The organism is Phycisphaerales bacterium (genome assembly GCA_016716475.1).
Taxonomy (GTDB): Bacteria; Planctomycetota; Phycisphaerae; order UBA1845; family Fen-1342; genus JADJWG01.
In genome coordinates, this window is sequence record JADJWG010000004.1 from 1 (window position 1) to 22078 (window position 22078).

21 protein-coding genes are annotated in these 22078 nt (G+C 65.6%); 11 read left to right on the forward strand and 10 right to left on the reverse strand.

All coding sequences use genetic code 11. The features are described 5' to 3' along the window. The first annotated feature begins 130 nt into the window (after positions 1-130). Positions 131-1327 (forward strand): recombinase RecA, encoded by a 1197-nt coding sequence (gene recA / locus IPM18_14090; GenBank protein MBK9120706.1) that lies wholly within the window; start codon positions 131-133, stop codon positions 1325-1327. A gap of 148 nt (positions 1328-1475) precedes the next feature. Continuing rightward, a complete protein-coding gene (locus IPM18_14095) occupies positions 1476-2756 on the forward strand; it encodes a trypsin-like peptidase domain-containing protein (protein ID MBK9120707.1) in 1281 nt (426 codons plus the stop codon). Positions 2757-2848: 92 nt separating this feature from the next. Here the strand turns inward: IPM18_14095 and IPM18_14100 are convergent, their stop codons facing one another. The 3 genes from IPM18_14100 to msrB all read right to left on the reverse strand — a co-directional run bounded on the left by IPM18_14100 (position 2849) and on the right by msrB (position 4505). Continuing rightward, positions 2849-3124 carry a flagellar biosynthesis anti-sigma factor FlgM gene (locus IPM18_14100; protein ID MBK9120708.1) on the reverse strand — a complete coding sequence of 92 codons (276 nt, stop codon included), beginning with the start codon at positions 3122-3124 and terminating at the stop codon, positions 2849-2851. Between the two features lie 376 nt (positions 3125-3500). Then, on the reverse strand, positions 3501-4004 hold the full coding sequence (locus IPM18_14105; GenBank protein ID MBK9120709.1) for an HYExAFE family protein: 504 nt from the start codon (positions 4002-4004) through the stop codon (positions 3501-3503). Positions 4005-4094: 90 nt separating this feature from the next. After that, a complete protein-coding gene (gene msrB / locus IPM18_14110; protein MBK9120710.1) occupies positions 4095-4505 on the reverse strand; it encodes a peptide-methionine (R)-S-oxide reductase MsrB in 411 nt (136 codons plus the stop codon). A gap of 403 nt (positions 4506-4908) precedes the next feature. Here msrB and rarD point away from each other — a divergent pair, with 403 nt between their 5' ends. After that, positions 4909-5856 (forward strand): EamA family transporter RarD, encoded by a 948-nt coding sequence (rarD, locus tag IPM18_14115; protein ID MBK9120711.1) that lies wholly within the window; start codon positions 4909-4911, stop codon positions 5854-5856. A 15-nt stretch (positions 5857-5871) separates the two neighbouring features. Here the strand turns inward: rarD and IPM18_14120 are convergent, their stop codons facing one another. Continuing rightward, positions 5872-6834: a hypothetical protein gene (locus IPM18_14120; protein ID MBK9120712.1), complete on the reverse strand. Its 963-nt coding sequence runs from the start codon at positions 6832-6834 to the stop codon at positions 5872-5874. 83 nt (positions 6835-6917) lie between these two features. On the opposite strand from IPM18_14120, the gene IPM18_14125 reads away from it, so the two are divergent. Both IPM18_14125 and IPM18_14130 read left to right on the forward strand, forming a co-directional pair. Further along, positions 6918-8249 (forward strand): DUF418 domain-containing protein, encoded by a 1332-nt coding sequence (locus tag IPM18_14125; GenBank protein ID MBK9120713.1) that lies wholly within the window; start codon positions 6918-6920, stop codon positions 8247-8249. Between the two features lie 12 nt (positions 8250-8261). After that, a complete protein-coding gene (locus IPM18_14130; GenBank protein ID MBK9120714.1) occupies positions 8262-8585 on the forward strand; it encodes a hypothetical protein in 324 nt (107 codons plus the stop codon). A 7-nt stretch (positions 8586-8592) separates the two neighbouring features. On the opposite strand, the gene folP is transcribed toward IPM18_14130, so the two are convergent. Next, positions 8593-9414, reverse strand: a complete 822-nt coding sequence (gene folP, locus IPM18_14135; GenBank protein ID MBK9120715.1) for a dihydropteroate synthase — start codon at positions 9412-9414, stop codon at positions 8593-8595. A 163-nt stretch (positions 9415-9577) separates the two neighbouring features. Between folP and IPM18_14140 the strand changes: the two genes are divergently transcribed. Next, positions 9578-10066 (forward strand): DinB family protein, encoded by a 489-nt coding sequence (locus IPM18_14140; protein ID MBK9120716.1) that lies wholly within the window; start codon positions 9578-9580, stop codon positions 10064-10066. Positions 10067-10174: 108 nt separating this feature from the next. Beyond that, complete coding sequence (locus tag IPM18_14145) at positions 10175-10624, forward strand: STAS domain-containing protein (protein ID MBK9120717.1); 450 nt, start codon at positions 10175-10177, stop codon at positions 10622-10624. 34 nt (positions 10625-10658) lie between these two features. On the opposite strand, the gene IPM18_14150 is transcribed toward IPM18_14145, so the two are convergent. Next, the gene (locus IPM18_14150) at positions 10659-11912 is read right to left on the reverse strand and encodes a hypothetical protein (GenBank protein MBK9120718.1); all 1254 of its coding nucleotides are present in this window, start codon (positions 11910-11912) and stop codon (positions 10659-10661) included. A gap of 169 nt (positions 11913-12081) precedes the next feature. On the opposite strand from IPM18_14150, the gene IPM18_14155 reads away from it, so the two are divergent. After that, a complete protein-coding gene (locus IPM18_14155; GenBank protein ID MBK9120719.1) occupies positions 12082-12267 on the forward strand; it encodes a zinc ribbon domain-containing protein in 186 nt (61 codons plus the stop codon). Between the two features lie 118 nt (positions 12268-12385). Here the strand turns inward: IPM18_14155 and IPM18_14160 are convergent, their stop codons facing one another. Further along, entirely contained in the window at positions 12386-13855 is a 1470-nt protein-coding gene (locus tag IPM18_14160; protein ID MBK9120720.1) for a carboxypeptidase M32, read from the reverse strand. A 157-nt stretch (positions 13856-14012) separates the two neighbouring features. Continuing rightward, on the reverse strand, positions 14013-14444 hold the full coding sequence (locus IPM18_14165) for a hypothetical protein (GenBank protein MBK9120721.1): 432 nt from the start codon (positions 14442-14444) through the stop codon (positions 14013-14015). Between the two features lie 30 nt (positions 14445-14474). On the opposite strand from IPM18_14165, the gene IPM18_14170 reads away from it, so the two are divergent. From IPM18_14170 to obgE, 3 genes are all read left to right on the forward strand, one after another. Then, positions 14475-15140, forward strand: coding sequence for a hypothetical protein (locus IPM18_14170; GenBank protein MBK9120722.1), 666 nt, complete (start codon positions 14475-14477; stop codon positions 15138-15140). A gap of 119 nt (positions 15141-15259) precedes the next feature. Beyond that, complete coding sequence (locus IPM18_14175) at positions 15260-16012, forward strand: YebC/PmpR family DNA-binding transcriptional regulator (GenBank protein MBK9120723.1); 753 nt, start codon at positions 15260-15262, stop codon at positions 16010-16012. 112 nt (positions 16013-16124) lie between these two features. Next, positions 16125-17189 carry a GTPase ObgE gene (gene obgE / locus IPM18_14180; GenBank protein ID MBK9120724.1) on the forward strand — a complete coding sequence of 355 codons (1065 nt, stop codon included), beginning with the start codon at positions 16125-16127 and terminating at the stop codon, positions 17187-17189. Between the two features lie 27 nt (positions 17190-17216). On the opposite strand, the gene IPM18_14185 is transcribed toward obgE, so the two are convergent. Both IPM18_14185 and secD read right to left on the reverse strand, forming a co-directional pair. Beyond that, positions 17217-18224, reverse strand: a complete 1008-nt coding sequence (locus tag IPM18_14185; GenBank protein MBK9120725.1) for a LysM peptidoglycan-binding domain-containing protein — start codon at positions 18222-18224, stop codon at positions 17217-17219. 97 nt (positions 18225-18321) lie between these two features. Continuing rightward, a complete protein-coding gene (gene secD, locus IPM18_14190) occupies positions 18322-22062 on the reverse strand; it encodes a protein translocase subunit SecD (GenBank protein MBK9120726.1) in 3741 nt (1246 codons plus the stop codon). Between the last annotated feature and the right edge of the window lie 16 nt (positions 22063-22078).

Genomic DNA, 22078 nt, shown 5'->3' on the forward strand with positions numbered 1-22078 from the left:
TGACAGTTAGGTTTTTGTTTGTACACTCGGGGAGGTTCGTGGCATCGGCTGTCGACTGGGGTGGACCGGTCGGCGGCGGATGGATGCCACCGGGGCCGCGGCGGCACCACCGCACGGCGAGGAGATGGGCATGTCAGCCAAGTCCAACGGTCGTTTGGAAAGCACCGAGGTCGAGCGCGAGGAGAACCGGAAGGAGGCCCTCGGTCGGGCTGTGCAGCAGATCGAGAAGTCCTTCGGTAAAGGTGCGATCATGTACCTTTCCGAGCAGCAGGGGGCCACGGTTGATGGTGTCTCGACGGGCAGCATTTCACTGGACCTCGCGCTCGGCGGAGCGGGTATCCCGCGTGGTCGGGTAGTCGAGATTTACGGACCCGAGTCCTCCGGCAAGACGACGCTGACACTGCACATCATCGCGGAAGCGCAACGGGCGGGTGGTTTGGCAGCGTTCATCGATGTGGAGCACGCGTTCGACCCGGTGTGGGCGAAGCGTCTGGGTGTGAATCTCGAAGATCTGATGATCAACCAGCCCTCGTGCGGGGAAGAGGCGCTGGAGATTTGCGAGTATCTCGTCCGATCCAACGCGCTCGATGTCATCGTGGTGGACTCGGTGGCGGCCCTTGTGCCGCGAGCGGAGCTCGAGGGGCAGATGGGCGACACACACGTCGGGATTCAAGCCCGGCTGATGAGCCAGGCCATGCGGAAACTCACGGGCATCTCCGCCAAGAGCCGGACGAGCGTGCTTTTCATCAACCAGATTCGCGAGAAGATTGGCGTGATGTACGGCAGTCCGGAGACGACTCCGGGCGGCCGCGCGCTGAAGTTCTACTCGTCCGTGCGCATTGATATCCGCAAGATCGGCATGCTGCAGGATGGGGACCAGGCGATCGGAACGCGCGTGCGGGCCAAGGTGGTCAAGAACAAGGTTGCGCCACCATTTCGCCAGGCGGAGTTCGATATCCTGTTCGAAAGCGGCATGAGTCGCGAGGGCGACGTGCTCGATCTGGCCGCCGAGGCCGGCGTCATTACCCGCGCTGGCACATGGTTCAGCTATGGGGAGGCGCGCATGGGACAGGGGCGCGACAACGCCCGCCAGTTTCTCCGCGACAACCCCGACATCATGGCCGAGGTGCGCGCCAAGGTCCTGGCCCTCAAGGTGCCCCCCCGCCCCGGCACCGGTGACGCTGCCGGGGCCGCGCCCGCCACCGGGACAGTTCCTGTGTCCGATACTTCGTCCGACGATGCCGGAGAGGAGAAGAAGCGCGGTCGCGCGACTGTTGCGGCGCCCCCGGTCCGCAAAGTCGCCGCGGCCGCGTCCCGTAAACGGTGAACACGCAGCTCGTGATCTGCCGCGTTGCACCAGTGTGGCAGGTCGGGGTGATGTGTACGCTGAACTTGGCCGACGAAAGAGCAGGAGGGGAGTGTTCCCCGTGCGTATCGCACGGAGTGCTCCCGTCCCCTTTCCGGAGCCGCGTTCGATGCGCGTGAGCGCGCCACCCAGCGATGCTTCGAGTCGGCGCGGCGATCAGCGCGCTTTGTGGGCGGCCATGGCGTTGTTTCTCGCGCTGGCCGTCGTGGCGGCACGGGGCGCCGCTCCTGGCGACCCGGCCCACGCGGCGCAACCGGCGGCGGGCGGGCAGGCGGGCGTGGTTTCGTGGCCGGCTTCTCATGCTTCCGTGCTGCGCGGTGCAGACTCGGAAGACACCGCGGAGGCCGCGGCGCTGGAGCGCGCTTTCGAGCGTGTCATTGCGACGGTCGGCCCCGGGGTGGTCGGGATTCGCGCGCAGCGGTTCGAGGGGGGTGGCGATCGGCAGCGCGAGCGCGCGGACGGAGAGAGCGGTGGATCGCGCTACGCGGTGACCGTCAACGGCAGCGGCACGGTGATCGCCTCGGACGGTCTGGTGCTCACCAACGAGCACGTCATTCGTGGAGCGGCGGAAATACTCGTCTTCCTGCACGACGGAAGGCAGCTTCCCGCCGTACTCGTTGCCGCGGATGTGCGCAGCGATCTGGCGGTCCTGCGGATTGCGGCACAGGAACTGGTGACGCTGCCTTTCGGCGACTGGCACGGCGTGCGACGTGGCCAGTGGGCGCTCGTGGTGGGTAACCCCTTTGGTCTCGGCAACGATGGCCAGCTCTCGGTCTCCGTTGGCGTGGTGGCGAATCTTGGCCGGCAGTTGCCGGGACTCGGTCAAACCGACGATCGCCTCTACTACGACATGATCCAGGTCACGGCGCCGATCAACCCGGGGAACTCCGGCGGTCCGCTGGTCAACCTGCGCGGGGAGCTCATCGGCATCATCACCGCGATGCACACGCGTTCTTCCGCGGACGACGGCATCGGCTTTGCGATTCCGCTGCATGCGGCGACGCGTCGCAATATTTCGCGGCTTGTCGCGGGTGAAGCCATCGAGTACGGCTACCTGGGTCTCGTCGTGCGACAGCCGGACAGTTTCGAGCGGTCGGAACTCGGTACGCGCTATGGCGTGGTCGTCAGATATGTTGAGCCCGAGGGTCCGGCGGCTGCGGCCGGCGTGCAGGCCGGAGACATCCTGCTGCATTTCGACACGACGCCGATATCTGGACCGGCTCAGCTTGCAGCGCAGGTGGGGGGCAGGTCGGTCGGCGCGTCGGTGCCGGTTGTGGGACGGCGCGGTGCGCTGCCCCTGGAGTGGAGCATCAAAATTGGACCGCGCGATCCCGAGCGGGTACGCGTCCTGCGCGAACGTTTTCGGGAAGAAGACGGGCTCGGAAGCTGATCCGACCGCCGAATACATGAAAGAAATAGGCGGCCACGGGCCTATCAGCCCACAACCGCCGAGGGTGCGCATAAGTTGGTGCGGGCGCAGTGCTAGCGCGGCCGCACTTCCTCGAAGAGGCGCTCGAGCGCGATCTCCAGCTTGTCCTCAGTGAGATAGGTCCCATTCGCGATTTGCGCGCGGATGGCCGCAATGCGCTGCGCGTTGGCCTGTGTGGCCGCCGCCTCGGGGTCGTAAGCCAGCGCCGCGGGGGATAGCACCACCTGATCGGTGGCAGGCGCCGTCGCCGGCGCGGACCGGACGGCCGTGTCGGCGGCCGGGCGTTCGCCGGTTCGTTCGGTGACGACGCGTTCGGGTTGGGCGGGCAATCCCGCGCTCCGTCCGAGGAGAGATCCTAGCACCTGTGTCATGGTTACACACAACCTCCAGCGACCGGCCCGCAACGGGCCTGGAACCACATGTCGTCGCCATCCAAGTTGGCAGGAAAGCTCGGACGCCGCTCTCGCCGCTCCATCGGCGCAGCAATGTACGGACGTCCACCCACTCGCTCAATGGGCGATATCGACCGGGCTCCCCGCCGGGATTGAAAGGAAATATCGGGATTTCCATTTTCGGGCGTCATCGCCCGTGGAGTGCTTCCCAGATGTATTGTTATCGGCCGGAATTCTCGGCTGCACGCGCAAATTCTGCCGCCCAGATGCAGGTGATGAAGATAGAGGTGTCGGTGTGTGTTGCGCCTGCGGTCTACAACCAGTCTGCGATCGGGCGCACCCGCTCAGCAAAGTGTATGCGAGGCATGTACACCGTGTCCCACTTCTGGCTCCGCACGCGTGAGTGCAGCCGATACTCACCGACCGGTATGCCCGCGAAGACATAGCGGGCGGCACGGAAATCGTGCACCAATTCCGGCAGCGGCGCCTCGGCCGCGTCGAGCCGATACGCAAACACGAGCAGCGCTGCGAAGCCCGCCCCAAATACCGTCTCCCACTGCGATAACCCGTCGAGGTCGGCCCGGGTCACCCAGTTTTCCCAGCCGGTGGTGGCATGACCGTTTCGCCGGCCCCAACGCCGCCCCTTGACATCGACCAACCAGTTCGTGCCGTGTTCCGCGTAGACGATGAAGTCGAAGCTCTTGAGGGGCGCATCATGAAAAGCCGCGCGGCGGGCTTCGTCCACGGCGACGTAGGGGATTTGTCGCCCACGCAGGTAATGCTCGAATGCCGCTTCGTAGACGATGTGCGCCTTCATACGCGCCCCCGCGTGCCAGGCACCAGATGGCACGCGGGTGGTATCGTAGCGGCTGGCCCGGGCGCCGGAAACCGCGCGCTGCCCCCGGAACTACGGCTGTGAAGCTTGAGTGCCGGTCGAGCGGGGCGAGAAAAGCAACGAAGCGGAATTGATGCAGTACCGCAGGCCGGTGGGTCGTGGCCCATCCTCGAACACATGCCCCAGGTGCGCGTCGCAACGGGTGCAGACCACTTCGACGCGCACCATGCCGTAGCTCGTGTCGCGCCGCTCGGTGATCGCACCCTCAGCCGCTGGTTTCCAGTAGCTGGGCCAGCCCGTACCGGAGTCGAACTTCGTCGCCGAGTCGAACAGCACGGCCTCGCAGCAGACGCAACGGAACACCCCGTCGTCCTTGTGGTTCCAGTACTTTCCGGTGAAGGCCCGCTCCGTGCCGCCCTGCCGCGCCACGCGGTACTGCTCAGGCGTCAGCTTGGCCCGCCATTCCTCATCGGACAGCGCCATGGCGGTGGAGCCACCGTCAGTGGCGACGCGCACTTCGGGGAACAGCTCGCAGGTAGGCGGATCGGCTGTGGCGCGCTGTGGGTTTTGGCGGCCGCTGTCCTCGCCCTGTGTGGTGGCCGGCCCGGCAGTATCTTCCCCGTTCTTGCGCTCGTTTGTCGCCATGTTGCACCCTGTGATCGCCAAGGCAAGCCACACTGTGACGCCCAGGCCGAGCAAAGTGGTTCGTGATATCAACATTCAACACCTATCCATGGTGGCAGCCCGCACGGTCACCTGTTTGAGGAACGTCAACCAGGGCCGCGGAATTCCCGTGGCGGCGGCCGCGAGCTACGCTGAATCGTAGCGCCAGTCCTCCAGGCGGGCAGGGCTGCCGGGACGCGGGCGGGGACTACAATCGGACTTCATGAAACCCGTGGCAACGCCTGCCGATGTACCGTCCGAAGTGCTACGCTACGCCCCCAGCGCCGCGGCCGACGGCCGTGCCCTGCGGGTGGGAGCGCTGTATGGGATCGGGGCGTACGCGCTGTGGGGCATCTTTCCGCTGTACTTCAAGCTGGTGGAACGGGTTCCGGGGTTGGAAGTACTAGCGCACCGCATCGTCTGGTCGGTCGTATTTTTGCTGGTGCTGCTAGCGCTGCGGCGGTCGTGGCGCCCGCTCGGAATCGCGTTGCGCACCCGGCGGGTCGTGGTGACGCTCGCGGTGACGTCGCTTCTGATCGCCTGCAATTGGCTGCTGTTCATCTGGGCGGTGACCCACGATCACATTCTGCAGGCGAGCTTGGGATACTTCATCAACCCGCTGGTGAATGTCCTGTTGGGTGCGGTTTTTCTGCGCGAGCGCCTGCGCCGGATTCAGACCGCCAGCGTCCTGCTCGCGGCGGTGGGGGTCGGTTACCTCACCTTCGCCGGCAGCGAGCCGCCGACCGTGGCGCTCATCCTGGCGGCGACGTTCGGGGTGTACGCACTGCTGCGGAAGATCGCCCAGGTGGATGCCGTGGTTGGGCTCACGGTCGAGACTGCGCTGCTCCTGCCATTTGCCGCGGGCTACCTGCTCTGGTTGCTGAGCCAGCAAGCGGCTGTTTTCAGCACCGGCTGGGGGATCAGCATGGTGCTGATGGCGGCAGGAGTGGTCACGGCCACGCCGCTATTGCTCTTCGCCATGGCAGCGCGAAGACTCCGACTGGCAACGCTCGGGCTGTTGCAATACATCGCGCCGACCGGGCACTTCCTCATTGCGGTCGTGGTTTTTCGCGAGCCGTTTTCTGGAGCGCACCTGTTCGCATTCGCATGTATCTGGGTGGCGTTGGCGATCTACTCATCCGACCTTGTGCGCCGGACGCGGGCCGCCTGATCGCATTTCCCGGCGTCAGCGTCGCCGGAGAAGCGTGGTCGCCCACAACAGTAACAGGCCGGTTGCGGGTTCCGGGATGAGCACGCCGTCCGCTACCAGGGTGCTGGTACCGACAAGTTGCGCGACGATTTCATCGAGCGTCAGCGTCATCAGCAGGTGGGCGGTGCCCCCGGGGGGCAGGATCGTCGGCAGGTCGAGGGGGAACTCCGGCAGATCCACGTCAGGGTTTTGTGTATTTGTGAACGCGAGTGGCTGCAGGGATGACAGGGTGGCGAGGTCGCCGTCGAGCGCCAGGGTGCCGCCGAGGGGAAACGGAATGGGAATCGGTGGTGGTGAGAACTCCGTGCCCAGCAGACTGAGCGTGAGTGTCAGCTCAACGAGGGGGGCCACGACCAGGTCGTAATGGCCGGGACTTGTGGCAGTCAGCAGCCCGGGTGCACCGGTCCCGATCTGCTGCAACGACAGGGTGGTCACCACGATACTGCCGATGGGCAGTGTGAGCGGGAAGCCGCCGATGTAGGTCGAATCCGGGCTGCGCGTCCGGAACGAGCTGAATTCGAGCGTGATCGTGGCCGGCAGGATGATCGGTCCGCCCGCCAGGAGGTTGGCACTGAAGCCGGAGACACTGGCGGAACCCGCAGCGGGGTCGATTTGCAGCGCGAAGGTTCCGGCCGGCGCGGTGTCAACCGGACCGCCGACTCCGGCCGCGAGGGTCACCGGCACCGGCACGTTCTCTGTGCTGCCGAACGAGCCGAAAATCCCGGGTTTAGTGCGTGTCCCGGTAGGATTATCGGCGCTGTAATCGCCGCTCAGCGTGCCCGCGGTATTCAGGGTCAGTGCGAGATTCACAGCGAGGCCGCTTGCGGCAGGGCGGATGGTGAAATCGTAGGGCAGCGCTGCGAACACAATGGTGACGTGCGCCAGCACAGCCAGGACCCCGAGGACCCGCCGGCCGCGGCACGAAGGCGCGGTTTGCATCTTTTTCCTCCTCCAGAGAGAGTTCATGATATCGAAGCACGGGTGGGCAGAGCAATGTGCGTCACGGCGGCGTGGAGTTACGTGTGAGTGTTGAGCCCGCAGCGCAGGATGGAGCAGGGTCGGAGGTGGTCACGAACCCAGCTCCCGAGACGTCTCCGCCGGTCGGCGTTCGGCTCACCCCCGTCGCGGCCAGTGCGCGGGCTCCAGCCCTCGACGTGCTGCGCGGCTTTGCCCTGTTCGGCATTCTCGTCGTGAACCTGCAACTCTTCGCAGCACCCATGGTGTATATGCTCGCGCCATCTGACTTCTGGCCGGAGCGAATCGACCAGTGGGCCTTGCTGCTGATCGCGCTGTTCGGTGAAGGCAAGTTCTATGCTCTGTTCGCGCTGCTCTTCGGGGTCGGGTTCTCGCTGCAACTGGAGCGAGCGCGGTCGCTGGGGGCGGACTTCGCTGTACCTTACATCCGCCGCCTGGTCGTACTGCTGCTGCTGGGACTCACGCATGCCACGCTGCTCTGGTTCGGCGACATCCTCGCGCTGTATGCAGTGCTGGGTTTCGGCTTGTTGTGGGTGGCGCAGTGGCGTGGGCGGACGGTGTGGACGGTTGCAGGGCTCGTCTATCTGGCGCCGCTCGCGTTTTTCACCGCACTCGCCATGTTCATACCAGCAGATCTGTGGCAGGGTAATGAGGAGGGCGCTTATCTGCAGGCCCTTGCCATCGAAGGGGCCGCCGCACAGGACGCCTATCGCAGTGGCGGGTTTACCGAGTTGCTGCAACAGCGCCTGCGAGACTATTCCTATGCAATCCTGGGCCTGATCGTCATGGCTCCGGTTGTCATGGCGCTCTTTCTCCTGGGCGTGCTGCTCGGCCGAACGTCGCTGTTCAACCAGCCGGAGCGCCATCGCCCATTGTGGCTGACCCTCGCGGTCGTCGCGCTGCCTGCGGGCCTGGTCTTCAACGCCTTCTTCGCGGTGCTCATTGTGGACCGCGGCCTGCTGTTTGGATGGCGGCTGGCCGAAGTCATGCTCCTGCAATCCTTGGGGGTACCGTTGCTGACCGGGGGTTACGTCGGGGTGCTGATGCTGCTGGTTGCGACGGAGTGGGGCCGGGCACGGCTGGCTCCGTTTGCGGCGGCTGGACGCATGGCGCTGACCAACTACCTGATGCAGACGGCCATCTGCACGACACTGTTCTACGGGTGGGGGTTCGGCTGGTACGGATACGTTCGTCCCGTGCTGTGGATCCCGCTTGCGGTAGTGATTTTTGTGTTACAGTTGGCGTGGAGCGTGCTTTGGCTGCGCTACTTCCAACTCGGCCCGCTGGAATGGGGTTGGCGGACATGGACGTATCTGCGGTGGCAGCAGCTGCGACGCAGCTTGGTGCCGCACGCCAACGGCGATCACCGGGGATTGTGACGAGGAGTACCGATGTCGGGCTCGGATGCGCACGACAAAACAATAAAGAAAGCCGAAAAAGATGCGCTCAAAGCTCGAAAACGCGCGGAGAAAGCGGCCCGGGCCGCGCAGGCCGCCGCGGACGGATACGTGACACGGAGGGATCTCGACCCGGTCGAACAGGATGCTGCCCGCCGGTCGGGTACCGAACCACTCTCCCCGGCCGAGCGCAGTGCACAGGCGGCGGAAGCGAAGGTGCGGCTTGAGCGTTGGCGGACGTTCATCGCGGCCATCGCAGCCGTGGGAGCACTGTTGACGGTGCTCATCACGCTACCGCGCGGCTGCGGCGGGCCCTAGCTGGGGATTACGGGGTTGTGGCGGGCGGGTCGCGCAATTGTCGCCAAAGCGTCCAACCGTCGTGCAGCGCACGGACATCGTGCGTGCGGAGGAACTGCACGCCGTGGTGTGCCGCCCACAGTTCGGCCGCGAGGGTGGCGGCGCCGCGCTCCGCAATCGGCCGCGGGGTCTCGTCGGTGCCGAGCAACGCGCCGAGGAATGACTTCCGCGTCGGCGACAAGCACAGTGGCAAGCCGAACGTGTGCAGCGTGGACAGCGCGCGCAGCACGGCCATGCTGGTGGCGGGATTGTGCCCCAGGAACAAGCCGAGTCCGGGATCGAGCACCAGGCGCTCGCGCGCGATGCCGGCTGCGGTGAGGGTGGCGATGCGCTGCTCGAAGAAGGTCATGATCCGCGAGACGATGTGTTCGGGGGAGGTGAAGGTGCGCGCGGCGCGCGCCGTGTCGGCGATCGCATGCATCACGATGATGCGGGCATTTCCGGAGCGCAGGATCGGGGCTGCTGCGGGGTTGGCGAGACCGGTTACGTCGTTGATCCAATCGACACCCAGGGCGAGCATGGCTCGCATGACATCCGGCTTCCAGGTATCGACTGAAACGCGTACGCCCTCCGCCCGCAGGGCCGTAACCACCGGGGTGAGCCGTGCAATTTCCACCTCGGCCGGCACATCCTCGGAATCGGGGTGCGTGGATTCCGCACCGACGTCCACGATGGCGGCCCCCTCCGCTACCAGCCGCCGGGCGTGTGCCAGAGCCACCTCGGGCGCCAGGTACTGTCCGCCGTCTGAGAACGAATCGCGAGTGAGATTCACGATACCCAGGATCTGCATGTTGACCAGCCGCGCGGTATGATGATCGACGTTCGGGTGCCGGGTGCAACCGGTACCGCATGTTTCGGGCCGTATTGTCCTGCGCCGTGTGCACGGTCACAAGGTCTGCGCTGCGGCGCGACCGTTCGGCGGCCGGATCCTGATGAGAGTGGAGGCGCTCCGCATGACCCCGCGCGAAGTTCTTGTGCAGGTGGTCGAGTTCTGTCACCACGTTACACAAGATTACCTGGATGATCTCAATGACGCGGATCTGCTGGTACGATCTGTACCGGGCAGCAACCACATCGCCTGGCAGCTTGGGCACCTGATCATCAGTACCCGGCAGATGCTGCAGGCGCTGGGGCACGCGGCTCCCGAGTTGCCGCCGCGCTTCGAAGTGGCGCACACCACCGCGACCGCGGCGGCCGACGACCCAGGGGGCTTCTTCTCCAAGGCGGAGTACCTGCGGCTGAAAGAAGTGTGCCAGGCCGCGACGCGCGCCGCGATCGAGGCCACTCCGGAAGATCAGCTTGCGGCTCCCGGACCGGAGTCGATGCGGACGTATGCGCCGACCGTGGCAGCGGTGCTGTCGCTGCTGGGCACGCATTGGCTGATGCACGCGGGGCAATTCGTGCCCATCCGGCGGAAACTTGGACGGGCACCGCTTTACTAGACGACCGCACGAGTGTCGCACTTGCTGTGCGGGTGCGAACCGCGTATAGAGGGTGGCCTCGCACGCCGTGTTCGGGAGAGCGCGAAGATGGCGCGGTGTCCACGAGCCATGCTGCTCAACTGCCGCCCGCAGGAAACGATAAGACAGAAGATGCCAGACGACTGTACAAGACTCATCGCAACGGAGCGCAATAACGGCACACTCGTGCTCACCGTGGCGACCCATGAAATATCGGATATTGCCGCCGTGGCCAGTCTGGAACGCCAGTTGCGGCATTGTGCCGGCGAACGCGCCGAGATCCGCTGGGTGATCGATTTCGGCAACGTGACCTTCTTCATCACCCCGGCCATCAACGCGTTGCTCGAGATTGCGCGTGGCTTGCGTACTCGCGGTGGCGACATCGTGCTGACCGGGCTCAGCGCCGACGTCCGCTATGTCCTCGGCCTGCGCGCGGTGGATCAGGTGCTGACCATTGTTCCCACAGTGACTGAGGCACTTGCAGTGCTGCACAACGGCAACAACCACAAAAGCGGTGCGGCGAACGGGACGAGCGGCTGAAGCCGGTGGCCTGCCGGTCAACCACCGCGCGGGATCAGCCGCCACCCTTGAGTACCGCAATGAATGGGCTGATGTCGCCGAAATCGACGGCGCCGTCGGCGCTGACGTCCACATTGGCGGGTGGGCAGCCCGGATAGGCGGCCTGCCAGTTGGGGATGCTCTTCAATGCGGCGATGAAGGGACTGATATCGGCGAACGAGACGATGCCATCACAGTTCGCATCACCGCGCCGAATGGCGGATCCGCCGGCGCCGCGTAACCACAGGTGCGTCTCGCCGCCCATGGGGTACACGCCGAAGTCGCCCACCTGCAACCAGTAGGTCGAACCGGTGGTTGCGGCCAGGGTGTACTGGTCTGCATCCGATAAATTTGAACTCGAGTTCAGGCACGCCACTTCCGTCAGTTCGCCGCAGGAGTTTCCCTCGTATAGGACCGTTACGCCGTCATACTCGTAGCGTAATGCAACCTCGACCGGCCCGTCCTGGGTGGCCGTGAAGCGCAGCCAGGCCGGGTTCTGCATGATGGCGGCGCTGCTCGCGTTGCATGAACCCGGGGGGCCACCGGCCGCATTCATCGAGGTGAAGAAGCGCACTCCCCGCGGCGCGCCGCCCAGATCAAACGCGGTGGCGCAGGTTGCGGGCGCGGGCTGAAGTGCCTCCGGGCACAGAAAGGTTTCGCAGTGGTCGTAGTTGTACCAGCGGCCACCCTGCGCCCAGCACGTGTTTGGTGCGAGATCCCCGACGCATTGCTCGCCGACGCAGCACGCGCCGCGCGTTTCACTGAGCGTGAGGTCGAAGTGCGGCACGCAGCCCAGGCCCGCGATGGAAGGCGCCACATCAATGACGAGGTTATAAGCTCCCGGCAGCAGCCGCAGGCCGCGTAGGTACCGCGGCGCCGCTGTCGCATCCGCCCGATAGGCGCGGCAGTCGAATCCCGGCCAGCAGAAGGTATCGAGCAGCACCAGTACGCCGGGGGTGCCGTGCGGCTCGATCAGGAAGTCCACGTAGACCTCCTGTGTAATGACGAGGCGGTACAGGATCTCCTCGCCGCCGGCATAAAGAGCCCCACCGCAGATCGTCGAGCCCGCGAACAGGTTGCCGCGACCACAGGTGGTCTGGCCGAGATCCTGAAAAGGCAGGTCCGCTGGCAGTGTAACGATGATCGGGTTGGAGCAGTCGTCACCGGGGTCGCGGAATTGGGCCAGCGCAGGGGCTGGCAGGAACATTGCGGCCGCCAGGCGGCAACAAGCCAGGGTTGTTGTGGCGATGGATCGAGTATGCGGGGACATCGAGCTTCCTCCCAAAGGGTTGCAGGTAGCAAGGAGAGTGGTGGCAGTGGGTGCCGCGCGGGGCGTGGTGGAATGTGGTAGTCTCCAAGCGTGGGCACAGTGGTAGAACGGGTGCCGGTGCGCGACTCGTATGCCCGGTCTGCACCGCAGCCGTGAGGATGCTGTTGGAATGCGCGATTTTCTGCCTACGCTGGTGCTGCTGAGTTGCGGCGTGACGCTCATCCTGTTCGCGCTGTGGTGGCGGCCGTCGGCGGCCGGCGGGGGTGCGTTGCCACCGGCCTGCCCGGATTGCGGACACCGGAATCCGACCGGCGCGGTTTTCTGTGCGCGGTGTGGCCGCACCTTGCCGGGCTAACTCGTGTGGCAACAAGCTGCCGGCGCGGCCGCTGGGCCGTGGGACGGGAGCCGAAATCCCCCGACGACCCTCCATGTCACACCCCGCGGGCGGGTTGCACTTTCCGCCCCAGGCGCGCCTAGAAGCCGTACAGTGGCTTGAACTTGCGGCGCAGGTAGTTCAGATACGGTTCGGGGCTCAGCGGCTGGCCGGTGACCACTTCGCACAGCTCCGCAGCGCGGTAACGCTGACCGTGCTGGTGAATGTGCTCGCGCAACCATTCGAGCAGGGGCTTGAAATTCGCGCGCGCGATCTTCACGTCGAGTTCGGGAATCGCCTGGGATGCGGCTGCGAAGAACTGCGCGGCGTAGAGGTTGCCCAGGGCGTAGGTCGGGAAGTAGCCCATGGCTCCGAGACTCCAGTGAATGTCCTGCAGGCAGCCGTGGGCGTCATCAGGGGGGGTGATGCCGAGCAGCTTCTGCATGCCGTCGTTCCACGCCCCGGGGATGTCATCGACCGCGAGTTTGCCCGCCAGCAATCGCCGCTCGAGATCGAAGCGCAGCATGATGTGCAGGTTATAGGTAACTTCGTCCGCTTCGACCCTGATCAGGGATGGTTCGACCTTGTTGATTGCAAAATACCAATCCTCGAGCGAAACCTGTGCATATGCCGGGAAGCACTTCTGCAGTTCGGCGAACTGATGATTCCAGAAGGGGCGGCTGCGGCCGACCTGGTTTTCCCACAGTCGCGACTGCGACTCGTGGATGCCGAGTGAAACACTTTGCCCCATGGGGGTGCCGGTATGGGTGCTGTCGAGCCCCTGCTCGTACAGGCCGTGCCCGGCCTCATGCAGAATGCCGAACAGGGACATCGGCAGGTAATGCTCGTCATAGCGCGTGGTGAGCCGGACGTCGTCCGGACAGGTGCCGGAGCAGAAAGGATGGGTGGTCGTGTCGATGCGGCCGGCGTCGAAGTCAAAACCTATGGCTTCGGCGAGGTGTCGGCACAACTGCTCCTGCTGTGCAAGGGGTGCCATGAGCTTCAGCACGGCGGAGTTCGGCTTGCGTGGCGCCGTGGCGATCGCCTTGACGATCGGTACGAGCTCGTTGCGCACGCCATCGAACACGGCCGCGACCTCAGCCGCCTGCGCCCCGGGCTCGTACTCATCCATGAGCGCGTCGTAGGGCTCGGTGGTGTAGCCGATGTGGTCGGCTTCGGCGCGTTTGAGCTCGAACAGCTTCTTGAGGATGGGTGCGAAGTTGCGGAAGTCGGAGGTGCGCCGGGCTTCCACCCAGATGGTGCGCGCCAGCGAGGAGGTCCGGGCGAGTTCTTCGACCAGGTCCGTCGGCAGCTTCACTTTGCGGTCGAAGATGCGCCGTGTTTCGCGCACGTTGGTTGCGACGACGGGATCCTCGTCGCCCTCGGCTTCGACCTTTTCCAGCAGGGCGGAAAACTCGGAATCGATCAGCTTCCGGTGCCCCACGCCCGCGATAAAGGCCAGTTGAGCGGCGCGGTGCGTGCCCCCGCGCTTTGGCATGTACGTTTCCTGATCCCACGACAGGATGCTCTCGATCGAGGTCGCGAGATGAAGCTCCCGCACCTTGGCGATGAACGCTTGATAGGTTTCGCTGGGCACTGTGTCATCCTCCTGCGCGCTGGGACCGTTGGGCGCACGCGGTCGCGTCCCCGGAGTCGTATGTGATTTATAGAGCCCGTCGCCACGCCGGTCGAGGGGCTGGTGTTGCGGTCCTGATACGGCGCGCGGCCTACGGTTGCCACCACCACGTACCTACGGCGTCGCTTGCCAAGGTGAAAATGCCACACAAGGTCGAACCGGCGAGTTCGAAACGCGTGTGGCGTGCACTCCAGGCCAGGATCGTGGCGTGTCCACGGTCGAGTCGACGCACGTGTCCGCGGTCGCCGCCGATCGGCCCTTCGTAATCCAGGTACAGCGGTCGATGGGGAGGCAACGGCGTCGCGGCGATCGGCGCCTGAGCTGCCAGCGGATTTGCGGCCAGTCGCCACGCGTCGAGCGGACCATCGCTGGTGCGCGCCAATAGAAAGTCCCAGTGCACTCCCCGTGCGGCGGGTGGTACGGCGGCCGCGGTGGATTGGTCATGTTCCAGCAGAGCGAACCGCGGCGGGCACTTCGCGCCGGGGTCCGGGTCGGCTACGCTCGCCGTGGCGTCTGGTGGCACAGGGGCTCCTGGGTCGAAGAGTGGCTGAACGTGCATCCGGGTTCGATCAAGACATTGTATCGTTTGCGGCGAGTGGGCCAGTTGCTCCTCTGGGGGTCGCCGCTGTTACTCCTGTTGGGGTTGTATCTGCTGGTCACACTCGTGCTCCTGAGACCGGGGCTCCCGGGTCCGGAAGCGGAACCGGAGCAAGTGGTGCAATTTATTGCGCACAAGCAGGGGCTGCCGCGGCTCAAGCCCCCGGAGGTCGAGCGCTTCCTTGAGGGGCAGATCCAGCGGTTACTGCGGGACGAGGCATACCGCGATGGTTTTCTTCGTGAGGTGCGCACCGCGAGCATCGAGGACCAGGAGGCCTTCCGCAGCCACCTCTTCGATGCCATCAAGCCGACCGTCATGGCGGATATTCGTGCCTTCCATGCGCTGCTGCCGGCCGAGCGGCTGAACCTGCTCGACGAACGGATCGTCGCCTACAACCGGCTGGCCCGGGTGGCCGGTGGGGCCGGCATCAGCAAAGATGCGCTTGGACAGACTGCGCCGAATCCGCAGCAGATGCTCGATCTGCTCATGCGCAAGACGACCGACGAGGAGCGTCAACTCGGACTGGCCTACCTGCAAGCCCTGCAACTGCGCGTGCTGACGATCCTCGCGGACCCGGACCTGAAGGCGGAGTTCGAGGCCCGGATCGCGGACCCGGGGTAGCCGGCCGATGGCGGTACGCGCCGCCGCGGCAGCGCATGGCGACTCGTCGGGGACCCGGCTAAAATCGCGGATTGCAGGTGCGCTGCGGAGGGCAGTGCTGCCGGAAGGATGGAAGGGCTATGGCAGGACATTCGCATTGGGCCCGCATTAAGCGGGCGAAGGGCGCGAACGATGCGCGCCGCGGTCGGGAGTGGAGCCGCCTCTCACGCGGCATCATCATGGCTGCCCGCAGCGGCGGGGGGGATCCGGGGATGAATCTTTCACTGCGCTACGCCATCGATGCGGCCAAAGAAGCGAACATGCCGAAGGATACGATCGAGCGGGCGATCAAGAAAGGGACGGGCGAGCTGGGCGGCGCCGCGCTCGAGGAACTCGTGTACGAAGGGTTCGGACCGGCGGGCGCCGCGGTGATGTGCAAGGTGTTGACGGACAACCGCAATCGGACGGCCGGTGAAATCAAGAAACTGTTCGAGCTGCGCGGGGGAAATCTGGGGGCGTCGAACTCGGTGGCACGGATGTTCCAGTCGCGTGGCGTGTTCCTGATTCCCGCTGATCTTGCGGATGAGGACACGCTCACGAGCATCGCGCTCGAATCGGGCGCCGACGATGTGCAGGCCTCGGCCGACGGATTCGAGCTGTCTTGTGAGCCAAGTGTTTTCGGCGAGGTGCTGCGGGCCTTGGAGGCCGCGAACATCAAGCCGGCCAGCGCGGAAGTTACGATGGTGGCGACGACCACGGTCCCGCTCGCCGGGGCTGAGGCCGAGCGCATGATGAAACTCATCGACGCGCTGGAGGAATACGACGATACCGAGGCCGTGTATAGCAACTTCGAGCTGTCGGCGGCCGATGCGGCCCGTCTGGCAGCCGAATAAGCACCTGCCGATCCGGCACCCCGCTCTGCGATGTTCCCCGGGCCCGGTGCCCTGTCTCCGAGTTGCCTGATTGCGCCCAAGCCGCACGAGGCAAGAGAATTCTGGACGGATCATGCAGAACGTCACTGGCACTCTCCGGCTGTTCGTCGACGAAGTGCGCATCCAGGTCCGTGGTGGGCGCGGTGGAGATGGGTGCGTCAGCTTTCGGCGGGAGAAGTACGTCCCGAAGGGTGGCCCCGACGGTGGGGACGGCGGGGACGGTGGTTCGGTGACGCTCGTGGCGCGTGACGGAATCGACACGCTGCTCGACCTGGCGGGGCGGCATCACTACTTCGCCGAGAACGGCCAATCCGGCCGCGGCGCGAACTGCACCGGCAAGACCGGCGCGGATCTGCGGGTGGAAGTGCCCACAGGCACGCTGGTGTACGATGCGCTGACCGGCCGGCTGTTGAAGGATCTGACGGCGGATGGCCAGGAAGTCGTCGTGGCGCAGGGTGGCCGCCGCGGCCGGGGCAATGCCCGTTTCGCGTCCTCGGCGCACCAGGCCCCGCGCGAGTTCGAGACAGGACTGCCGGGGCAGGAGCGCACGCTGCGGCTCGAGTTAAAGCTGATCGCGGACGTGGGTTTTGTGGGTCTTCCGAACGCCGGCAAGAGCACGCTGCTTTCCCGCCTGACGCAGGCGCGTCCGAAGATTGCCAGCTACCCCTTTACCACGACCAGGCCGCATCTGGGCATTATGGAATTGCCGGGATTCCGGCGGCTGGTGCTGGCTGATTTGCCGGGGTTGATCGAGGGGGCCCACGAAGGTGTGGGTCTGGGCGATGCCTTCCTGCGGCATGTGGAGCGTACGCGTGTGATCGTGCACCTCGTCGATCTGTGTCCCCCCGCAGGTGCGCCTGCGCCGGCCGAGGCATATCGCATCATCCGCGGCGAACTTGAGAAGTACAGCACAGCGCTCGCGGCGCGTGTCGAGCTGGTGGTCGGCAGCAAGCTCGACCTCACGGATGCGGCCGAGGCGCGCACTGCGCTGGAGCAGGATCTGGGCCGGCCGATCCTTGGGATCTCCGGCGTGCTGGGTTCGGGTTTGCGCGAGCTGGCAGAGCGGATGTGGACGGCGGTGGAGCAGGAGCGCCACCGCGAGCGGGTCACGAAGCCGGCGCGCATCGATTTCGACTGATCGTGCCATAGACAGAGCGTACGAACACTACGGGCTGCGCGGCGGGATGCGGATCTCGATACCGGCCGGCAGGATGTTCGGGTTGGCGATGGTGGCGCGATTCAGTTCGTAGATCTCCCGCCAGCGATTGCCGTCGCCGAGGAAACGCGCTGCAAGTCCGTAAAGCGTGTCGTTCTCTTCCACGATGTAGGTGTAGACCCGCTCCGCGGGCGGCGGCGTGGGGCGTTCTGACGGCCGATCCGCCGGGCGCGGCGCAGGGGTTGGCGCGGGCTCAGGGGTGGCGGTGGCTTCCTTCGGGGGCAGTTTGATGCGTTGACCAACCTTCAAGGTCTGGGGATTCAACCCGGGATTCGCGGCCTGGATGCGTGGCCACAGGTTTCCGTCTCCGAGGTGCTCTTGCGCGATGGACCAGAGACTGTCGCCACGCTGCACTTCGTAGGTGGCAGCGGCCGGGGTACCCGCAGTCGGGGTGGTGGGGCGGACCGGTGACGGTGGCGGCGTGGGCGTGACGCCGGGCCGCACGGGTTCACCAGCCGGCGGAGGTGTGACTCCGGGCCGGGGGCCGGGGTCGGCGACCGGAGCATCCGCGGATGGCGTGGTCGTGTCGCGAGACGGCCGGGTCGTGGCGGGCTCATCGCCGGTGGGTCGCGGCGGCGGCGGTGACACGAGCGGCGGCAGATCGGTGCGGGCCGGCTGCGTCGCAGGGGTAATACGCGGGCCGGGACCGTCGGTAAGCGGCGGCGTGGCGCGATCCACCGGGGGGCGCACCGGGGGGGGTGTCGTCGCGGTCGGGGTGTCGCGCGACGGGAGTGTCGGTGTGACGCGATCGGGGGCGACCGGCGTACGGGTCGGCGTGGAAGGCCCCGGTGTCGCCGGGCCGGTGCGTGGACCCACAGGAGTGGCCGGTCCCTCCTCCACGACCGCTGCGTTCATCGGGAAATCACCGGTCGTTCCGGGCTTCCGCGTGAGAAAATAGATGGCCACCACTGCAAGAATGACAGCCGCGATGATCCCGATCTTCACTTCCGTGCGCATCGGTCAACCCTCGCTCCAAGCGGACTGCCCGCCGCGCGCCGTCCTGGGTGCGTGGCGGGCAGTCGCAGGATATCACGCCCGTGGAACGGACGCCAGACTACCGGGCCGGAACCGGCGCTGTGGCGGGGGACCGGCGCGGGCCGCTCCGCGCCAGCAGCAATGGGGCGGCCACCGCGATCGACGAGTACGACCCGGTGATGATGCCCAGGATCATGCAGGCGTTGAACGGCCGAATGCTTGAACCGCCCCAGACGTACATGATCAAGAGGACGATGATGGTCGTTAGCGAGGTCATCAACGTCCGGCTGAGTGTCTGATTGATGCTCTGGTTGATGATCTCCGGCGTCAGTTGACCCAGGCGTCCACGTGTTTCACGGATGCGATCAAACACCACGATGGTGTCGTTGATCGAGTAACCGATGATCGTCAACAGGGCTGCAATCACCGTCATGTTGATCTTGAAATCACCGATCAGCAGGGCGTTTCCAATCGGATGGGACTGACCGCCCAGCCAGCCGCTGATGCCAATGAAGGCCATCGCAATCAGCACGTCGTGCACCAGCGCGACCACGCCTGCCAGGCCGTAACGCGGCTTGCCAAAGCGAAACCACAGGTACCCGATGATGGCGGCCCACGAAAGAATCAGCGCCAGCGAGGCCTGCTGCACCGCGGCGGCCGCGATCTGCGGCTTGAATTGCATGACTTTGCGGAGTGCCTGCTCATCATCCAGGGCCGCCCGGGCCAGTCGCAACTCGTCGGCCGCGAACTGGTTGAACCATTGCTCGGTGTCATCGCTGAAGCGGTACTCGGGGTCCACGACGGCGACGGCGATCGCGGTATAGGCCACTTCACCCGACGGGGCGAAGCCCGCGGCCGGGACGACCCCGAAGACCTCAAAGCGCCGTTTCGGCAGGTCGATGAAGTCGGGCTGGAAGTGCATGTTGTCGAGCCGTTCCTGCAGGGCGGCCACGGTTTGCGGCGGGTCCAGTTTCCGGAAGTACAGCAGCGCACCGTCGTAGTAATCCGTGAGATCGAGCACGGTTTCGGCCGGCAGGTCCGCGGCGATGACGGAAGGCAGCTCGCCCGTGACGGGGAAGGGCTGCTCGCCGACGCCGACGAACTCGTACTCGATGGACGGTTGGATTTCGAGGCGGTCGCGCAGGCCGGTTTCAAGGGCGTGCTGCACGAGTGCGCGGTTGGTCGCGGTGGTGGTCAGGTTCCACACCTGGCTGGTTTCATCACCGGTGTCGAGGACGCGGTTAATGCTGACCGAATCACCGCCGAGGGCCGCAACACCGCTGCGCAGCGGGCCGGCCTGTGTGCGGATCGTTTCGGCCAGTTTGTCCGCGGGGACATCCGCCCGGATCGTCATGCGGACGATCTCGCTGCCCGCCGTGGCATCGGCGCCGCCGCGGGCAAGCAGGCCCGCCTCTTCCAGGGGCTCGGTGAGCATCGCGGCCAGTCGGGTACTCGTGATGCCCGGCACGCTGACATCGAAGACGCCAAGTGCGCCCGGAACCTGGGTGACTTGCACGCGGTCGAGGGCGGCCACGGCGGTGTCGAGCTCCGTCCGCACATTGCTCAGGGCAGCGCGCATCTGCGAGTCGTTGTAGGTTTCGCCGGCGCTAACGCGGACGCCGTACTCGGCCGACATGCCGCCGCGGAACTCCACGTCGAGTGCGTCCTTGCCGCGCATGAAGAGCAGCGAGAGGCCGATCAGCATGAACCCGGCCGACAGCGGGATGAAGTACTTCCGCTTCGACACCCAGTCGATGTTGGGCACGCCGATGATGCTCAGCATGCGCAGGTCCTTGATCCAGCCGAGTCGCACGAGGAGGGTGAAGAAAGTGCGGGTGACGAAGATGGAGGTGAACAGGTTGAGGACGATGCCGCAGCCGAGGGTCAGGCCGAAACCCTTCACCTCTTCGCTGCCGGCGTAATAGATGATCACGCAGGTGAGCAGGGTGGTGATGTTCGAGTCGAAGATGGTCGAAAAGGCCTTGTCATAGCCGTTCTTGATCATCATCCGCAGCGTGGCGCCGCGTTCGCGTTCCTCCCGCATGCGCTCGTAGATGAGCACGTTCGCATCGATGGCCATGCCGACCGAGAGCACGATGCCTGCGATGCCCACCAGCGTGATGCGGGCGCCGAGGAAAGACATGGCCGCCAGAATCAACAGGATGTTCAAGACGAGCGCGACGTTCGCCACCGCGCCGGCCGCCTGGTAGTACACCAGCATGACGATCAGGATCGCGACGAACGCCATGATGCCCGCGCGGACGGCGTTCGCCCGGTTGGATTCGCCCAGGCTCGAGCCGATCGTGCGCTCGGACAGCGGTGTGTCCTTCAGGCGGGCCGGCAAGGCCCCCGCTTCCATCGAGCGCACGAGATAGTCGATCTTTTCGAGCGAGAAGTCACCCGTGATCTGCCCACGTCCCGCGATCCGGCTCTGAATCGTCGGGGCGGAGTAGGCGATGTCGTCCACCAGGATGCACAGTTGCCGGCCGATGTTCTGCTCGGTGAGGCGCCCGAAGCGCTGCGCGCCGCGCTCATCCAGGGCGAATGCCACACAGAGGCCGCCCGAGCGTTCGTCGCGGTCCGGCCGGGCACTCACCAGCTTCCAGTCGGCCGTCCCCCGCTGGAGGAGTCCATCGTTCGGATTGGTCTTGCCCAGCACGTAGAAGTCGGTGCCGGCGCGCTCCACGACCATTGTCGTGTTGGCTTCGGGCACGAAGCGCTCACGCTCGTCGGGGGACTGCCAGTTGAAGAACTGGAAGGGGTCGTCGATCTTGAACCACTGCAACTCTTCCGTGGGCAGACGTGAGCGCCCCTCACGCTTTAGCGCCTCGCGCAGGGCGTTGTACCGCATTGGATTGGTCAGATCCGGCTCGGCGAGAATCCGGAATTCCAGCCGCCCGGAGCCGCGCAGCAGCCGCTTCAGGTCGGCCGGACTGTCGAGGAACTGACGCCCCTGCCCGCGCCAGGCGGTGTGGGCGGTCACCACGGCGTCAAACTCCGTGGCGATGTCGAGTTGGCGCAGGCGGAAGGAGTCGAGACTCGATTTGCGGACACCCGATTTCTCTTCGAGTCCCAGCACCTCTTCGAAATGGCGGCGGTTCAGGTTGAACGCCATCACTTCCAGCAGCGCGTCCTCGAAGATCTCGCGCGCGTCGCGGAACTGGAGATCCAGCCGGAGCCGATCGGCCGCTGAAATCGCCTCCGGGCTTTCATCCTCCGCCGGGGGCGTGGCCGCGGCGGCGTCGCGGGCGGCTTCGGCCGCGCGGAGCGCGTCGTAGCGAAGCGCCACTTCCTGCAGCGCCGCCAGCCGTTGGGAGATCAAGCGTTCGAGTGCGGTCTGCTCTTCGGGTGTCAGGGCCCCTGGATTCGCGAGAATCGCATCGGCATTGCGCCGCGCAAGCTGCTGGAGAGCGGCTTCGCGCTGCGGGCTCGACAGCCGGACGGCTTCGAGGATGCGACCGCGCGTGATCTCGTGACTGTAGAGCGCCCGGAGCGACTGCTGATAGCTCTCGAAGCGCTGCCGCGCATCGCGCGGCGGGAGGGGCATCTGCACTTCGATCCGGTCGCTGCCCAGGACGCGCCATGCGAGGTCGTAGACGCCGCGCGGATCGACGCGCCGCTGCAACTGGGTTTTCACCCGTTCGGCAAGGTCGCGATCGTCGCCTGCGTCGGTGCGGTCAATTTCGTAGATCAGGGAAGTGCCGCCGGCGATATCGTTGCCCGGCCGGAGGCGTTGCTCCGGTGGGAAGACGAGGTACACGCCGACCAAAGCGACCAGTCCTATAATGACCAGTCTTCGGTTCAGATTCTGGACATCCATTGGATTCCTGCTCCTG

Coding starts and splice junctions, on each gene's coding strand:
- recA (MBK9120706.1), top strand. CDS start 131: ATGTCAGCCAAGTCCAACGGTCGTTTGGAAAGCACCGAGGTCGAGCGC.
- IPM18_14095 (MBK9120707.1), top strand. CDS start 1,476: ATGCGCGTGAGCGCGCCACCCAGCGATGCTTCGAGTCGGCGCGGCGAT.
- IPM18_14105 (MBK9120709.1), bottom strand. CDS start 4,004: ATGAAGGCGCACATCGTCTACGAAGCGGCATTCGAGCATTACCTGCGT.
- msrB (MBK9120710.1), bottom strand. CDS start 4,505: ATGGCGCTGTCCGATGAGGAATGGCGGGCCAAGCTGACGCCTGAGCAG.
- rarD (MBK9120711.1), top strand. CDS start 4,909: ATGAAACCCGTGGCAACGCCTGCCGATGTACCGTCCGAAGTGCTACGC.
- IPM18_14120 (MBK9120712.1), bottom strand. CDS start 6,834: ATGCAAACCGCGCCTTCGTGCCGCGGCCGGCGGGTCCTCGGGGTCCTG.
- IPM18_14130 (MBK9120714.1), top strand. CDS start 8,262: ATGTCGGGCTCGGATGCGCACGACAAAACAATAAAGAAAGCCGAAAAA.
- folP (MBK9120715.1), bottom strand. CDS start 9,414: ATGCAGATCCTGGGTATCGTGAATCTCACTCGCGATTCGTTCTCAGAC.
- IPM18_14140 (MBK9120716.1), top strand. CDS start 9,578: ATGACCCCGCGCGAAGTTCTTGTGCAGGTGGTCGAGTTCTGTCACCAC.
- IPM18_14145 (MBK9120717.1), top strand. CDS start 10,175: ATGCTGCTCAACTGCCGCCCGCAGGAAACGATAAGACAGAAGATGCCA.
- IPM18_14150 (MBK9120718.1), bottom strand. CDS start 11,912: ATGTCCCCGCATACTCGATCCATCGCCACAACAACCCTGGCTTGTTGC.
- IPM18_14155 (MBK9120719.1), top strand. CDS start 12,082: ATGCGCGATTTTCTGCCTACGCTGGTGCTGCTGAGTTGCGGCGTGACG.
- IPM18_14175 (MBK9120723.1), top strand. CDS start 15,260: ATGGCAGGACATTCGCATTGGGCCCGCATTAAGCGGGCGAAGGGCGCG.
- obgE (MBK9120724.1), top strand. CDS start 16,125: ATGCAGAACGTCACTGGCACTCTCCGGCTGTTCGTCGACGAAGTGCGC.
- IPM18_14185 (MBK9120725.1), bottom strand. CDS start 18,224: ATGCGCACGGAAGTGAAGATCGGGATCATCGCGGCTGTCATTCTTGCA.
- secD (MBK9120726.1), bottom strand. CDS start 22,062: ATGGATGTCCAGAATCTGAACCGAAGACTGGTCATTATAGGACTGGTC.